This is a genomic window from Paraburkholderia sp. JHI869 (genome assembly GCF_038900775.1).
Taxonomy (GTDB): domain Bacteria; phylum Pseudomonadota; class Gammaproteobacteria; order Burkholderiales; family Burkholderiaceae; genus Paraburkholderia.
In genome coordinates, this window is sequence record NZ_JAYMSC010000002.1 from 51,942 (window position 1) to 66,423 (window position 14,482).

At 61.1% G+C, this 14,482-nt stretch carries 14 protein-coding genes; 7 read left to right on the plus strand and 7 right to left on the minus strand.

Annotation, left to right across the window (positions count from 1 at the left end; genetic code table 11):
- Positions 1 to 93 precede the first annotated feature (93 nt).
- Both metC and VSR72_RS03565 read right to left on the minus strand, forming a co-directional pair.
- Entirely contained in the window at positions 94 to 1,281 is a 1,188-nt protein-coding gene (gene metC, locus VSR72_RS03560) for a cystathionine beta-lyase (protein WP_342951053.1), read from the minus strand.
- 60 nt (positions 1,282 to 1,341) lie between these two features.
- Positions 1,342 to 2,628 (minus strand): amino acid permease, encoded by a 1,287-nt coding sequence (locus VSR72_RS03565; RefSeq protein WP_342951054.1) that lies wholly within the window; start codon positions 2,626 to 2,628, stop codon positions 1,342 to 1,344.
- 144 nt (positions 2,629 to 2,772) lie between these two features.
- On the opposite strand from VSR72_RS03565, the gene VSR72_RS03570 reads away from it, so the two are divergent.
- A complete protein-coding gene (locus VSR72_RS03570) occupies positions 2,773 to 3,729 on the plus strand; it encodes a LysR family transcriptional regulator (protein WP_342951551.1) in 957 nt (318 codons plus the stop codon).
- Positions 3,730 to 3,863: 134 nt separating this feature from the next.
- Positions 3,864 to 4,358, plus strand: a complete 495-nt coding sequence (locus VSR72_RS03575) for a GNAT family N-acetyltransferase (RefSeq protein ID WP_342951055.1) — start codon at positions 3,864 to 3,866, stop codon at positions 4,356 to 4,358.
- Positions 4,359 to 4,847: 489 nt separating this feature from the next.
- Here the strand turns inward: VSR72_RS03575 and VSR72_RS03580 are convergent, their stop codons facing one another.
- The 4 genes from VSR72_RS03580 to VSR72_RS03595 all read right to left on the minus strand — a co-directional run bounded on the left by VSR72_RS03580 (position 4,848) and on the right by VSR72_RS03595 (position 7,743).
- Positions 4,848 to 5,540 carry an alpha/beta family hydrolase gene (locus VSR72_RS03580; protein WP_342951056.1) on the minus strand — a complete coding sequence of 231 codons (693 nt, stop codon included), beginning with the start codon at positions 5,538 to 5,540 and terminating at the stop codon, positions 4,848 to 4,850.
- A gap of 238 nt (positions 5,541 to 5,778) precedes the next feature.
- On the minus strand, positions 5,779 to 6,039 hold the full coding sequence (locus VSR72_RS03585) for a hypothetical protein (protein WP_342951057.1): 261 nt from the start codon (positions 6,037 to 6,039) through the stop codon (positions 5,779 to 5,781).
- 481 nt (positions 6,040 to 6,520) lie between these two features.
- Positions 6,521 to 7,294 carry an SDR family oxidoreductase gene (locus VSR72_RS03590; protein ID WP_342951058.1) on the minus strand — a complete coding sequence of 258 codons (774 nt, stop codon included), beginning with the start codon at positions 7,292 to 7,294 and terminating at the stop codon, positions 6,521 to 6,523.
- 35 nt (positions 7,295 to 7,329) lie between these two features.
- Positions 7,330 to 7,743, minus strand: coding sequence for a thioesterase family protein (locus VSR72_RS03595; RefSeq protein WP_342951059.1), 414 nt, complete (start codon positions 7,741 to 7,743; stop codon positions 7,330 to 7,332).
- Positions 7,744 to 7,856: 113 nt separating this feature from the next.
- Between VSR72_RS03595 and VSR72_RS03600 the strand changes: the two genes are divergently transcribed.
- The 5 genes from VSR72_RS03600 to VSR72_RS03620 all read left to right on the plus strand — a co-directional run bounded on the left by VSR72_RS03600 (position 7,857) and on the right by VSR72_RS03620 (position 13,108).
- Positions 7,857 to 8,561, plus strand: coding sequence for a Crp/Fnr family transcriptional regulator (locus tag VSR72_RS03600; RefSeq protein ID WP_342951060.1), 705 nt, complete (start codon positions 7,857 to 7,859; stop codon positions 8,559 to 8,561).
- A 122-nt stretch (positions 8,562 to 8,683) separates the two neighbouring features.
- On the plus strand, positions 8,684 to 10,051 hold the full coding sequence (locus tag VSR72_RS03605; RefSeq protein WP_342951061.1) for an MFS transporter: 1,368 nt from the start codon (positions 8,684 to 8,686) through the stop codon (positions 10,049 to 10,051).
- Positions 10,052 to 10,106: 55 nt separating this feature from the next.
- Positions 10,107 to 11,027: a 3-keto-5-aminohexanoate cleavage protein gene (locus tag VSR72_RS03610; protein WP_342951062.1), complete on the plus strand. Its 921-nt coding sequence runs from the start codon at positions 10,107 to 10,109 to the stop codon at positions 11,025 to 11,027.
- Positions 11,028 to 11,030: 3 nt separating this feature from the next.
- Positions 11,031 to 11,972 (plus strand): 3-hydroxyacyl-CoA dehydrogenase NAD-binding domain-containing protein, encoded by a 942-nt coding sequence (locus tag VSR72_RS03615; protein ID WP_342951063.1) that lies wholly within the window; start codon positions 11,031 to 11,033, stop codon positions 11,970 to 11,972.
- Positions 11,973 to 12,298: 326 nt separating this feature from the next.
- A complete protein-coding gene (locus VSR72_RS03620) occupies positions 12,299 to 13,108 on the plus strand; it encodes a DUF4377 domain-containing protein (protein WP_342951064.1) in 810 nt (269 codons plus the stop codon).
- A 53-nt stretch (positions 13,109 to 13,161) separates the two neighbouring features.
- Here the strand turns inward: VSR72_RS03620 and VSR72_RS03625 are convergent, their stop codons facing one another.
- Positions 13,162 to 14,430, minus strand: coding sequence for an FAD-binding oxidoreductase (locus VSR72_RS03625; protein WP_342951065.1), 1,269 nt, complete (start codon positions 14,428 to 14,430; stop codon positions 13,162 to 13,164).
- Between the last annotated feature and the right edge of the window lie 52 nt (positions 14,431 to 14,482).

The window sequence follows — 14,482 nt, forward strand, 5'->3', positions numbered from 1 at the left end:
CCAGAAAGCGACGTTCGCGGCGGCGCCTGCTCATGCGAAGGCAGGTCGCCTTGTCACGCGACAGCAGACCTTCCGCATTCCTCGATTGCCGCGTTATCTTGAACCTGCGCCACCGCCCAGGCGGTCCAGTCCGGAACGCAGGTCTCGTTTCAGATCTTCCGTGTCTTCGAGCCCAATCTGAAGACGCAGGGCAAGCCCTCCCGGCGCCCACCGCGTAGCCGTGCGATATTCCCCGCAGTCGAACGGGACAATCAGGCTCTCGAAGCCACCCCATGAGTAGCCCATCCCAAAGATCTCCATGTGGTCGAGCATCGCCGCGATGGATTGTTTGTCAAACTGAGGCTTCAAGATCACTGAGAACAGACCCGTTGCCCCCTTGAAGTCGCGCTTCCATAGCTCATGGCCTGGACATGAAGGCAACGCGGGATGCAGTACGCGCATCACTTCGGGTTGTTCAGCCATCCAGGCAGCGATTTCGAGTCCGCGGCGCTGCGCAGCTTCGAGCCGCAGATGCATCGTGCGAAGGCCGCGAAGGGCCAAAAAGCAGTCCTCGGCGCCGGGCAGCATTGCGAGGCTGTCATAGGTCTTTCTGAGTTCGGGCCACGTTTGAGCATTCGCGCTGACCAGACCCATCAACAGATCCGAATGACCGCCCAGATATTTGGTGCCAGCCTCGACCGAGATGTCGCAACCGTGATCGTGCGCACGGAAGAAAATTGGCGTTGCCCATGTATTGTCGATGATGGTCTTGATGCCGCGCGCCCTCGCAATTCGGGTGATCGCGGGAACGTCCTGGATTTCGAAACTCTGCGAACCCGGAGACTCCAGGAATATGGTCGACGTGTTGGACTTGAACAGTTCTTCGATTCCGTCTGCGATCACCGGATCGTAATACTCGATCTCGACGCCGAACTTCGCAAGGAGCGTGGCGCAGAATGTCCGCGTCGGTCGGTAGACGCTGTCTGGCATCAGAAGGTGGTCGCCGCTCTTGAGCGTCGTGAGGAGCGCGAGCGCCAACGCACCGAGTCCGGACGGCGATATGACGGTTCCTGCGGCACCTGCGATCGCACTCCAGGCTGACTCGAGACTCTCAATCGTCGGTGTGCCGAGCGTTCCGTATGCATACTTCGCGCGCGAGTTCTCAAGATCGTCGACGGTCTTGAAGATGACCGTTGAGCCACGATAGACGGGCGTATTCACAAAGCCATGCTGTTCCTGCGGGTCTCGGCCAAGACGGGTCAGTTGCGTCCCGATTCCTATCGCTTCGGCGTCACGTTTCATCACACACTCCAATGCTCTATTGAGTAAGTCCAGATCACGCTGGCAATGGATTTGTCGTCACTATTCGAACAGCTTGAAAAGTGGCGACACGATCAACAGCAATCCGTAGAAAGACACGAACCAGACCGGCCATCCCCGCAGGTTTCGCAGTGAGGGAACACGCCAGATCAGATAACACGGGACCAGACAGGTGGTAATCCCGTAGATCGGCCCTGTGATCTGAAGGATCAGCATGGTCGAAAAGTTCGCCGATACCCAGATACACAGCATCGCCGTAATCGCAACAGCGACGCCGATATTCACAACGGATTTGTGCATAGCCTCGCGTCGAACGAAGCGTCCCAGTACGTTGAGCAGGATGCCTCGCACTGCCTCATGGAAGCCGAGATAAATACCGAAGAACGCGCTCAAAATTGCGAACATGTCGAGCATCACAGACATGGCCTTGACCCAGACACCGGGCATGACCCGCGCAACGATCGCGAGTGCGGAAACGTTGTGCTCCAGCGCGTACCTGGCGTCGGCCTGGCTGATCGTGAAAGCGAACGAGCAGGCGAAGAACAACACCGACACCACAAGAACTGCGTAGGCGATACGGTTCGCACGAACGATTCGATATGCCGCCACACGGGGATCGGACTCGAGCTTGCGGTAAGCAATGTTCATCGGGTTCAGGATCTGCACGTACAGTATCGAGAACAAGGCAAAGGGCAACGTCAGCACCACGTCCCGCATGAAATTGCCCACATCCAGCGGACGGAGAATGTTCTGGATGTTCCAGTGCGGCACCATCACAACCGCCATCGCCACGATGATCGTGAACTTGACACCTACCATCGGGCCGGCCACCTTGAACAACAGTCGCTCTCCTTGCGCGGAGATGGCGACCAGTACAGCGATCAGCGCAAGGCTGTACCAGCCGTTGCCGGAGAGTGGATGATCCGTGACATGGAAGGTTTGCAGGTAAGACGCGCTGTCGTAAGTGATCGATGTCGCGTACGTAACGATCGCGCCGAAGAGCATGACGAAATACACCAACGCGAGTGCGATGCCCCAGTTTTTGCCGAGGTAGTGAGAGATGGCGCCGGCGTAGTCTTCGCAGACCTCCGATTGCATCAACGTTCGCAAAAACAGGTTTTGCAGGTGATACACCGCGGGATACGACAAGGTAATTGCTGCGAGGAAGACCCAAAGGCCCTTGAGCCCCACCTGCACGGGCATGAAAACAATGCCCGATCCGATGGCCATCCCGATGCAAAGCACAATCCAGCCAACGTCGTAACTCGTGAATGGGACGACAGGTCGCGCCTCGCTGCGTGCGAGCGCAGCCGGTTTCAACGTGCTCATTGTGGTGTCTCCGTCTTTGTTGTGTGCGAAGGGCCCGAGGGGCTTACGGCGCGGTCCGACGCTCCGCGCGTTCATCAGGCCGACGTATGGTAAAAGACATGGAAACTGTGCATACTGCATTCTTATCACTCCAAGATGCACGCTATGCACGCCGCGCTAAGACGCCTCGATTTGAACCTGCTGCTGGTGTTCGACGCCCTTTATCGCCACCGCAGCGTGGCGGCGGCGGCCGACGAACTCGCCCTGAGCGCGTCTGCGTGTAGTCACGCGCTCTCGCGCCTGCGCGGCACCCTGGGTGACGATCTCTTTGTGCGATACGGAAGTGCGATGCAGCCCACGGCGCTTGCCGACCAGATGTCGCAGGCTGTCGCCGACGCACTTCACCTTCTCTCGGACAATCTGGGCGCGGCGGGTCCGTTCGTCCCGGCGACAAGTACGCAGACGTTCACCCTGGCGGCCACTGACTTCACTGCGTTCGCGCTGCTGCCGGATTTCATGGCGCGGCTACAGGTGCTCGCTCCAGATTTGCGAGTGAACGTCGTGTATTCGAGCCATCGCGATTCGCTGGAAGATCTCGCGGCGGGACGGGCGCATTTCGCGCTCAGTTTTGCCGATGCGCAAAGCACGTCATGCGAGGGAGTGGAATCTCTGGACTGCTTCACGGACGGGTATGTCGTCGCGGCGCGCAAGCCTCATCCGCGCATTTCGGATTCGCTTTCCATCGATCAGTATCTGCATGAGAAGCACGTCGTCGTGTTGCCATGGACGAGTTCGGGCAGCGTGATTGACGCGGCGTTGACGAAGGGCGGTTACCGGCGCCGCGTTGCGGTCCAGCTGCCGAGTTTGATGGCTGCGCCGTTCATCGTGGCCAACACGGAGCTTTTGCTCACGCTGCCGCGACGAGCCGCCGAGCAGTTGAGCAAGGCCACGCCCCTCGCAATCTTCCCGACGCCCTTCGAATGTCCCGGTTACACCCTCAGGGTGTACTTCCACATTCGACATGCAGGCATCGCTGCTCATGCATGGATGCGAGAACAGTTGATTCGGGCGTTTGATGAGGGGCACGACCAGAAGCCGTCTCCGAGGCCACACAAGGCATGACGGGACGACCTTTAGCCTGATACGCAAGCGCCCAAACTGCATATCATGCAGTTTTCGCTGAAGACTATTCAGCGCATGGATTCGCCCCGGCTCATATGATCCGAGGTTGACATTTTGCTCATCGGGCGCTTTTCATGACCAACGACATTCACTTTCGCGCACCCTCACCGGCTGATGCCGACCGCTGCTATGAAATCGAGATCTCCGCCTATGAAGGCGACGAGGCGGCAACGCGGGAGAAAATTGCGACGCGCATCGCGCAGTACCCGGAGGGCTTCCTCGTCATGGAGCGGAGCGGCCAGATAGTCGGCTTCATTAACTCTGGGTGCGCCTACGACGTCGTGATGTCGGACGAAGCGTTCAAGGAGCTCGTTGGGCACGACGCAATGGCGCCAAACGTCGTCATCATGTCCGTTGTCGTCGACCCCGCCGAGCAAGGCAAGGGCTACTCAACCCTACTGATGAAGACCTTCGTCGACCGGATGCGAGCGATGGGCAAAGCCACCATCCACCTGATGTGCAAGGACCGGCACGTCGATCTATATCGGAAGTTCGGTTACGAATACGTGAGACCGTCGGAGTCCGATCACGGTGGCATGGCGTGGCGCGAGATGATCCTGGTGCTCTAACGCATACATGTCTGAGAGCACAATGGACGGCCGGTGGCAACGCGTTCGCAATCCGGCGCTCGTCGTATGAATGGCCGCTCGCCAACTAGTACCGGTCGTTCTTCCACCGACGGCTTGAGTGTCAGCAAAGTGTTGATTTCGGGCGACCGCGTCGGGCAGTGACCGGCCAATGCGCGTCGTTCGACGCTCCGCCAGTCTGGTTCCGTCCGCATCCCAGAGCGGTCACTCACGGATCGGCGCCGACACCGAAGGTGTGTCGGCCAAATCAAAGCACATGCCATCCGCGATTTCCGGGGCGGATCACCGCAAGTGGATCTGACAACTTCACTCACTCGGCACTGGGAAAGCGTCGCTGACGCGACAGGCGTCGCTTATCGTGGCTATGCGACAGACCATCTGCGGATAGCGAAGGGATTGAGCGGGCGAATGCAGCACGGCGAGTTCGCCCGCTCGCCGTCCCGACTCTGCTGCTAGCATTCCTGCGCTTGCTCAGGTAACGGGCACGAACTCTCCTTCGGCGAAGAACCACGCCGACATCGTCCGTGCCAGTTCGAGCACGACCTCCGCGTCGGTCCGGCCGGAGGATGCGCGTACGTGGAACGAATGATCTGCGTCGTCCACCACATGCAGCGTGGCGCGTGGCCCCAGCGTCTCAACGACCGACCTAAGCAGGTGAAGCTCGGCCAACTTGTCGCGCGTGCCCTGCAGGAAGAGAATCGGCACCGTGACGTCCGCCAGGTGCCGTGCCCGCTCCACACCGGGCGCGCCCGCCGGGTGCAGCGGGAACGCGACGAAAGCGAGGCCACGCACGCCGTCGAGCGGGGAGATGGCTTGGGCCTGGGACGTCATACGGCCGCCGAACGACCTGCCGCCCGCGAAGAGCGGCAGGGCTGGCAGCCGCCGGCGGGCCTCTGCGACGGCTGCCCGCACGGCAGCATGTGCCACGGCCGGCGAGTCCACTCGCTTGGAGCCCCGCTCCATGTACGGAAACTGGTAGCGCAATGTGGCGACATCGGCCGCCGCAAGCGCGTCGGCTAATGACGACATGCCGGCGTGCTGCATGCCCGCCCCGGCACCGTGCGCGAAGACATACAGGGCTCGCGCGTCCTCCGGCACTTGGAGGAGCGCAGAGACCTCAGTGCCGTCGGGCAGTGCCAGGGAAAGCGATTCTGGGTCGTCCATCGTATTCAGGTCGTGTCGTTGTGGCCTTCGCGCCGATTCTGCATCAATGAGGCATCGGGGAGCGTTTGTGGCGGTCTCCGGCAAGGCATTGCGCAGGCGGAGTTTGCCGGCCGATCCATGGAGCACGCGCCCATCGTGAACCGCGCCGCAGTCGCGATGTGTTGACGACCGCAAGCCCGACGGCGTAATTGCACGCGTGCATCATTGTCAGCGAGCTGTTACGACACTGCAATCAGCGTCAAAGGAAGTTCTCGAAGGGCAGTTCATTTAGCAGGCTCTCTGGAAGAGCATGTCCGGCTGCAGAAAGTTCTGTGCTCTGCCAAAAAATGTCGTTCGCATTATTGTCGCGAATGACAATGTCAGCCATCCGGATCCCATGGCAGCACTTATCTTGCCCACGGACCGGGGACACCTTGAATTTGGCGTCGGTCATTGTTTCTAAGGGCAGCGGTGCGTCGTAGCCGATCGTTGGGTGACGCCGCGTGCCGCAATCGATCATGCGCGCACGGCCGTTGGACTCGCACGGGCGGTCAGTCAAATACTAGCGAGTCGAATGACGACATTGCGTCGGTTACGGGCGTCCGCGCCGGGCGCCAGGCGGCAATGAGGCGACAGACGCCTGCGCCGTCGGTCGGACGTTCAGGCATCGGTTCTACCCAGGAAACGGCCGCTCAATTCGCGACGTCGACTGTTGTTTCATCGGCCAATACCGACGGTCGCCGATCGGCGGGTTTGGGGGCTCGCTTTTGAGTGCTATGCCGATGTTCGCTAACCGACAACATCAGACGATTAGCGGCCATCCGAGGGTTCTCATTTTCAACGGGCCCGTGATGCTGACGTTGATGTCCATGAGCGAGCATCACCCGAGCGGCACGCCAACGAGAGTCACTAAACCACGAGCAGACGCGTCGGTCGTGACTGGCTTCGTGACTATCGCGAACAAGAGCACATCCAGGCATTCGTCGACGTTCACCCCGATCTCAGGATGCGCTTTGCGAATCGCCATCAATCGGGATCATTTGCCCGGAAATGGAACGTCCGGCATCGGATGCCAGAAAGACAGCGAGCGCCGCGATATCCGCCGGATCCACGAAATGTTGGATGGACTGATTGGCGAGCGCTGCCGCCTCTTCCTGCGCGACGGAGCGGCCACTGGCTGATGCCCGGCCCGCCAGCACCTGCTGAATACGCGGCCCCTCCACGGCGCCCGGCAAGATCGCGTTGACGCGTATGCCAAATTCGCCCAACTCACGCGACAAGGTCTTGGTGAATCCAATGAGGCCCCACTTGGTCGTGGCGTATGGGCTGCGATTCGGATAGCCGAAGCGGCCGGCCAGCGACGACATGATCAGAATGACGCCCGCACGCGATTGCTTCAGATGAGGGATGGCTTGCTGCGTGACCATGAACGTACCGGTGAGATTCAAACGCAGTACCGCCTCCCAGGCATCCGGATCCATGTCCGCGACACTCGCGGTCGGTCCCGCGATGCCCGCGTTGTTGATCAGGACGTCCAGACCGTCGAGGGTGGACGCGGCTTCTGCGACCATGCGCGATGCCGACGCACGATCGGCGATGTCGCACACCGATGTCGTCACGCCCGGCAATTGCGTCTGGATCTGTTCAAGCGCGGCTTCGTCGATGTCGCAAACGTGAACGCTGGCGCCTGCCGCCACGAAGGCTTCCGTGATCGCGCGCCCAATGCCCCCGGCGCCAGCGGTCACGAGCACGCGCAGGCCTTTCGATGTGGTCATGAAACTCTCCTTTCCGGCTCGATCAGGGTCGCCGCTCATTCGCACGCGGCACGTATGAATTCAGGCACGCCGACGGCCTTCAGCCGTCCATCGTCCTGCTTGATGCACAAGGCGCGAGTCGCGTTACCCTCGCAGATCAGCGTATCGTTACGCATGATGCGATGGCTTTGGATGAACACTTTGCCGCGCCATGCCTCGACGCGGGTATGCACCGCCAGACGTTCGCCGTAGGTCGCCGAGGTGTGAAAGCGAGTATGAATCTCCAGCAGCGGCGCGCCGATGCAATTGGGCAGCGCTTGCATCTCACGCCATGGAGGCAGGCCGCACTGTATAAAATAATCGTGCGAAGCGGCGTCCATCCAGCGCGAAAAATTCGGGAAAAAGACGATTCCCGCCGGGTCGCAATCACCGAATTGCACGTCGATACGATAGATAGTCTCTTTACTCACGGATCTATGCTCCTGCTTCCAGTCCAGCCATTGTGCGCGTCTTGCAAGCGCGACACTGTCGATGCGGCGACATTTCGCATCGGCTGCGATGCGCTCCACGCGGAGGGACGGCAATGACCAGGCAAAAGCGGATGGTCACGGTGTCGCTTACGCTCGACGAACTGCTCGCTCAGTCGCCGTGGTTCGCTCGACTGGATGAAGCGGCGAAGGCCCGCGTGCGCACGGAAGCGTCGGAGCGCGCCGTCGCAGCCGGTCAGTCCCTGGGGCACCACGGCGAACGGCAACACGCCTGGTTCGGCGTGCTCGAAGGCCTCATCAAGTGGTCGATCACCGCTCGCGATGGACAAACTGTGACGTTAGGCGGGCAGTCGGTCGGCAGCTGGTTCGGAGAGGGCACGCTGATTCGCAACGCGCCGCGCGAGTCGGATCTCATCGCCTTGCGCGACAGCCGTGTCGCGCAGATTCCCCGCGCGACCTTCAGCTGGCTTCGCGAGCAGCAGCCCTCGTTCAACGAATTCCTGCTGCTCCAGGTCAACGAGCGTCTGCACTGGTTCATGGGCGCCGTCGCCGCGCATGGGCTGCTCGACACCGATAGTCTTGTCGCTAGAGCGCTGGTGGGTATGGTGCAGCCGCTGTCCAATCCGAGCGGCGCAGCGCATTTGTCGCTCTCGCAGGAAGAACTTGCCAACCTCGCCGCCGTGTCGCGTCAGACGTGCAATAAGGCCATGACCCGCTTCAAGAACGCAGGCCTCGTGCGCACCGAATACGGCGGCATCGTCGTGCTCGATTTGCCCGGGCTGAGCGCTTTGGCCGGATAGCTTCACATGAGGCTCTCGTGCCCGGAAGGATCGGTGTTTACGCTGTCCCGAACTGTCGCGCCATAGACAGTCGCGCTAGCGCTCGCCCGAAATAATGCGTGTCATACATCAGGAGACACGCAATGAATCGCGCCCATTCGCTGCCCCCCGCAGTCGCGCCTGTCGAGAGCCCGTCAGGCCGCATCGTCGAGGACGCCGTCTTTCAAAAGATCAGTTGGCGCGTGATGCCGCTCATTCTGATCGCCTACGTCTGCGCATTCCTGGACCGCATCAACATCGGCTATGCGCAGTTGCAGATGAAGCAGGACCTCGCTTTCTCCGATGCGGTATATGGGCTCGGAGCCGGCATTTTCTTCGTCACCTATCTATTATTCGAAGTGCCAAGCAATCTGCTGCTCGAGAAGATCGGCGCGCGGCTCACCTTTCTGCGAATCATGGTGCTGTGGGGCCTCACATCCGCGGCCACCGCCTTCGTGACGGCGCCGTGGCAATTCTATGGAATCCGGCTGTTGCTCGGTTTGTTCGAAGCCGGCTTCTTCCCCGGCATCATCCTTTATTTGACGTATTGGTATCCGAGCCAGCGCCGCGGCCGTGTGACGGGTCTGTTTCTGTTCGGCATGCCAATCACGGGCGTCCTCGGCGGCCCGCTGTCGGGAACGATCATGAGCCGTCTGGAGGGTTTTGGCGGCATGCACGGCTGGCAGTGGCTGTTCCTCGTCGAAGGCCTGCCGACGGTCCTGCTGGGGATTCTGCTGTATTGCATGCTTCCGGATCGCCCGACTAGCGCGCCGTGGCTGAACGATGCAGAGAAGGCGCTTGTGCAGTCGGTCCTGGATGCTGACCAGGGCGGCGTAAGCAAGGCCGGACACCACGGCGGTCTCACGACGGCGCTGGCAGACCCAAAGACGTACGTGCTGGCCTTCATCTACTTTTGCTGCGCCTGCGCCGTCTACACGCTGACGTTCTGGTTGCCGACGATGATCAAAGGGCTTGGCATCGCTCCGATCGCCACGATCGGCTGGTACACGGCCGTGCCTTATCTCTTCGGCGCGCTTGGTGTTCTGGTCATCAGCCGCAGTTCGGATCGTTTCAAGGAGCGGCGCTGGCATGTCGGGGGCACCCTGGTCCTCGGCGTGGTGGTCCTCGCCTTGACCTCTTTCCTTGGCACCGCTGTCGTACCGGTGATGGTCCTGATGTGCGTGGCCTCGTTCTTCATCTTTGGCGGCGCCTCGCTGTTCTGGTCGATCCCTCCGACCTACCTTGGCCGGGATGCGGCTGCAGCCGGCATCGCAGTCATCAGCTCGCTGGGCATCCTCGGCGGATTCGTCAGCCCGACGCTGATCGGCTGGATCAAGGGGGCGACCGGCAGCATCCAGATGGGTCTGCTTGCCCTGACCGCGGTGGTCAGCGTTGGCGGTCTCACGATCCTGCTGGGCCTGCCAAAGCGCGCAGTCCGGGTCGGCCCCGGCGAGGGCGTGAACACGCACTAGCCAATCCCGTTACCTCGATCCATTCGATCCAAATCACCCCCTGGAGTCAACCATCATGAGCAAGCCCAAAGTCATTGTGACCGTCGCGCCGACCGGCGGCATGGCCAGCAAGACAATGAACCCGAACCTGCCGACACAGCCGCAGGAGATCGCAGACGATACCTACCGCTGCTTTAACGCAGGCGCCAGTGTCGTTGCCGTGCATGCGCGACGTCCCGACGATGAGGCCACCTGCGATCCGGCGATCTATAGCCATATCAACCGGCTGATTCGGGACAAATGCGACATCATCCTGAACAACTCCACCGGTGGCGGCATCAACGGCGACATGGTTCGCGAACTCGACAACGGGCTGTGGGAAATCCAGTGGGAAGAGCGACTGAAGGGCATGCAGGGTGACGGCGTCGAGATGTGCACGCTCGATGCGCAGACCGTGATTGCCAGTTTCGGCGGCAAGGAAATTCTGGTGGCGACGCCGCCCTCCCGAATCCGGCAGATCGCTCAGATGATGAAAGAACGCGGCATCAAGCCCGAGTGGGAGGTGTTCGGCCTCGCCGACATCGTCCAGGATGTTCAGCGTGCCATTAATGAAGGGCTCGACGACGCGCCGCACTTTATCAATATCGTGATCGGCGCCAATGCGTTCCAGGGAGCACTGCCCTACACGCCCCGGTTGTTGCAGACGATGGTCGACTATCTGCCCCGCAACACGGTGTTCAACGTCAGCGCCATTGGCGCGGCACAGTTGCCCGCAGCGATGAACTCGCTGTTGCTGGGAGGGCACGTACGCGTCGGGCTCGAAGACAACCTCTACTACCGGCAGGGTCAGCTGGCCACCAATGTGCAACTGGTCGAACGGCTTGTTCGCCTGGTACGCGAGATGGGCTATGAGCCCGCCACGCCGGCTGAAGCACGGGAGATCATTGGACTGCGGCCGTTGCGCGAAACAATCCACGCGGCCTGTCAGGAGGGTTAGGCAATGAAAACGCGAGACGTCAACGTCGCCGTCGTCGGCACCGGTGTCATTGGCGCAGGTTGGGCGACACACTTCCTGGCTCAAGGTTTTGCCGTCACAGCGACGGATCCCGGCCAGGGGGCGGAGTCGCGCCTGCGCAACTGGATCGACGATAGTTGGCCTGTAGTCGAGAGGCTCGGGCTGGCAGAAGGCGCCTCGCGGGACAAGCTGACATTCACGACTGATGTGGGCTCGGCGGTGCGCAACGCCGATTTCATTCAAGAAAGCGCCCCCGAGCGTCTGGATGTCAAACACGCGGTGATCGTGAGCATCGAATCGGCGGCAAGGGCGGACACGATCATCGCGTCGTCGTCGTCGGGGCTGGCAATCAGCGACGTTCAGGCAGGCGCGCAGCACCCGGAACGAATCGTCCTGGGGCATCCATTCAATCCGTCCCACATCATGCCGCTGGTAGAGGTCGGCGGCGGCAGACTTACATCGCCCGAAAACGTCGCGAAGACTATGGCGTTCTATTCCTCAACGGGCAAGAAGGTCATCAGGATTGCCAAAGAAGTCAAAGGTCATATCGCCAACCGCCTGCAAGTGGCGATATGGCAAGAAGCCATCAGTCTTGTACAGCGCGGGGTCGTCTCTGTGGAGGATGTCGACGCGGCGATCTCCTACGGCCCAGGCCTGCGGTGGGCGCTGCTCGGTCCGTTTCTCAACCTTCACGCTTCTGGAGGATCCGGTGGCATCACGCATGTGCTGCAGCATCTGGGTGCGGCCCAGCGTGAGTGGGCCAGAGACCTTGGCATGTATCCCGAGACAGACGACTACATAGAGTCTATTGCGAGCGGTGTCGAAGCGGAACTTCACTCATATGATTTTTCAGAAATGCTTCGCCAGCGCGATCAGTTGCTGATTCAACTACTGAAGGCGAAGCGAAGTCTTTCTCAGATCCCATAGCCGGACGGTAGCTTAAGGTGGGCGGGATCTGGATGCAGATCTCTGCGGCAGAAGAGATGCTACTCGTCCCAAGGTATGGCCGGTCCACTCTGATACCTGCCGTTGGAGCCGCGACCACCCAACCGTCGGAAATGGATGGCTCTATGCCTTTCGCATCGTGCGCCCGCACGAGACGATCGCCGCGCTCGGTCGTCGCCACAATGTGTCGCGGCTATTCAATCGAAGTGACTGACTGGAGCGTGCTCGTCTGAAGGTGGTAAGGTTAGTGCGTACAATCCGCTTGAAACACTCGCCGAATCCGTAGAGGTGCCGCCGTGAAATGCCACATGCTACTGCTGCCGCTCGCCCTCGCCGCCTGCTCGCAGATACCTGACGCGAAAAACCCGGTTCCATCACCGGTTGCGTCGACTGCCGCCGCAACCGGCGCGGCGTCGGCGATCGGCTCAAGCATCCTCAGTCAGTACCACTGGCAACTCAACGACGCATTCGATAGCAAAGGCAAGCGAATCGATGCGTTGTTTGTCCGGACAGACAAGCCCGTGCAACTGGACTTCAGCGCCGACCGGTTAAACGTGGTGAATAGCTGCAACAACATGGGAGCCAGTTTCAGCGTCAAGAAAGGACAGCTCCAGGTTGGCCAGATGACGAGCACCATGATGGCCTGCCCGGACGCCGCGCTCGCCGCGCTCGACAATGCTATTGCGCAGCGCCTGCATGGCACCCTCAGCGTGAGCCTGCTGGCCCGTGGCGATACCCCGCGCATGCAACTGGTTACCGAAAGTGGCGACACGTTGACGTTTGGCGGCTTGCCCACCGCACAGACGCGTTTCGGCGGCCCCGGAGAAACCAGGTTCCTCGAAGTAGCCGCACAGACCGTACCGTGCAACCATCCGCTGATTCCAGACAAGCAATGTTTGCTCGTGCGCGAACGCCATTTCGACGAGCAGGGTTTGCCAACCGGAACACCGGGTGAATGGCAACCGCTGAATCAGGAGATCGAGGGCTATACCCACACCCCAGGAATGCGCAACGTACTGCGCGTACAGCGCTATACCGTGAAGACACCGCCTGCCGACGGACCATCGGTTGCTTACGTGCTGGACATCGTGGTTGAATCGGAAAAGGTCGGGAATTAGGCGGCCTTCGCGAGTCGGTCGTCCTTGAGGACACCAGGCGGATGACACGGCGCTCAGCGGCGGTATGCCGCGAGCGCGTCGCGCATCTGGAAGGCAGTGTACGTCAGCTGCGCGGCGGCAAGGCCCGCGAGGCCGAACGTGCGGGTCAGGTTGAAAGCGGAGAAACCTTCGGGCACTGGCATGCCCAGCGCTATTGCATCGGCAAGTGTCTCGCCTGCGACCGTGGTGGGCGCCATGCCGTGTCCGCCGAATGCGATGGCATGCCATACGCCGTCAGCGTCGCGACCGATTTGCGGCATCTTGTGCCGCGCGTAGCTCATCAAACCGCCCCACGCGTGCTCGATCTTCACCTCAGCCAGTTGCGGATACACGTGTGCAAGATCGCGCTTGAGCAGCCGCGCGATGGCGTGCGGGCCGCGGTCGAGCACCGAGATCCTGCCACCCCACAGAATGCGCGTGTCCTGCAGCGGCCGATAGTAGTCGAACGCGAAGCGCGTGTCGTAGACCGCATAGGGCGCGTCGATCGCATCGGCCAGGCGCGCGCCAAGCGGCTCGGTTGCGATCACGTAGGTCGCGATCGGCAATACCGCGCGCTCGATGCGCGGCGCGACGCCGCGCGCATAGCCACCACCGGCGAACACGACATCTTTCGCTGACACGGTGCCATGGGGCGTGCGCACGACGAAGCCCGCTCCGTCCCGTTCGATCGCGCGCACTGGAGACTGCTCATGGATACGCACGCCACCTCCTGTGGCGGCATTCGCGATGCCAAGCACGTATTTCAGCGGATGAAAATGAAAAGCGTTGGGCTCGAACAGGCCACCGTGATAGCGGCTGGTCTTCAATTGCGCTCGCAACGTATTCTTTGCGAGCGGCTCCCAGTCAACGCCAAAGTCACGCTTCATGAGCGTGCGCACTCCTTCAAGCCGCGACGGATCGTCGAACCAGTTCGCGAGCACGACGCCGCGGTCGACGATCTCGCAATCGATTCCGTAGCGCGAGATGCGCGCGCGAATCAGTTCCACCGCGTCCACCGTGAGCCGGTACAGGTGCTGCGCCTGGCTGCGTCCGAGCGCGCGCAGCAGGTCGGCGTTATCGAGGCTGTAACCGCCGAACACGAAGCCACCGTTACGGCCGGATGCGCCAAAGCCGACGCGCTCGGCGTCGAGCACCACGACATCGCGCACGCCGCGCTCGACGAGTCCGAGCGCAGTATTCAAGCCGGCGAGGCCGCCGCCAACGATACAGACCTGCGTATCAACCTTGCCGGTCAGTTGCGGGTAGGGACGGCGAGAAACGGTGGATTCGTAGTAATTGTCCATGCAATAGCAGATTCGCAACGTACGATATTCGGGGCACGGCGCCGGATGGTAC

What these genes read in the sequence shown, in the direction of transcription:
- VSR72_RS03615 (WP_342951063.1), top strand. Translation starts at nt 11,031, where the DNA reads ATGAAAACGCGAGACGTCAACGTCGCCGTCGTCGGCACCGGTGTCATT.
- VSR72_RS03605 (WP_342951061.1), top strand. Translation starts at nt 8,684, where the DNA reads ATGAATCGCGCCCATTCGCTGCCCCCCGCAGTCGCGCCTGTCGAGAGC.
- VSR72_RS03600 (WP_342951060.1), top strand. Translation starts at nt 7,857, where the DNA reads ATGACCAGGCAAAAGCGGATGGTCACGGTGTCGCTTACGCTCGACGAA.
- VSR72_RS03580 (WP_342951056.1), bottom strand. Translation starts at nt 5,540, where the DNA reads ATGGACGACCCAGAATCGCTTTCCCTGGCACTGCCCGACGGCACTGAG.
- VSR72_RS03590 (WP_342951058.1), bottom strand. Translation starts at nt 7,294, where the DNA reads ATGACCACATCGAAAGGCCTGCGCGTGCTCGTGACCGCTGGCGCCGGG.
- VSR72_RS03565 (WP_342951054.1), bottom strand. Translation starts at nt 2,628, where the DNA reads ATGAGCACGTTGAAACCGGCTGCGCTCGCACGCAGCGAGGCGCGACCT.
- VSR72_RS03610 (WP_342951062.1), top strand. Translation starts at nt 10,107, where the DNA reads ATGAGCAAGCCCAAAGTCATTGTGACCGTCGCGCCGACCGGCGGCATG.
- metC (WP_342951053.1), bottom strand. Translation starts at nt 1,281, where the DNA reads ATGAAACGTGACGCCGAAGCGATAGGAATCGGGACGCAACTGACCCGT.
- VSR72_RS03575 (WP_342951055.1), top strand. Translation starts at nt 3,864, where the DNA reads ATGACCAACGACATTCACTTTCGCGCACCCTCACCGGCTGATGCCGAC.
- VSR72_RS03620 (WP_342951064.1), top strand. Translation starts at nt 12,299, where the DNA reads ATGCTACTGCTGCCGCTCGCCCTCGCCGCCTGCTCGCAGATACCTGAC.
- VSR72_RS03625 (WP_342951065.1), bottom strand. Translation starts at nt 14,430, where the DNA reads ATGGACAATTACTACGAATCCACCGTTTCTCGCCGTCCCTACCCGCAA.
- VSR72_RS03585 (WP_342951057.1), bottom strand. Translation starts at nt 6,039, where the DNA reads ATGATCGATTGCGGCACGCGGCGTCACCCAACGATCGGCTACGACGCA.
- VSR72_RS03570 (WP_342951551.1), top strand. Translation starts at nt 2,773, where the DNA reads ATGCACGCCGCGCTAAGACGCCTCGATTTGAACCTGCTGCTGGTGTTC.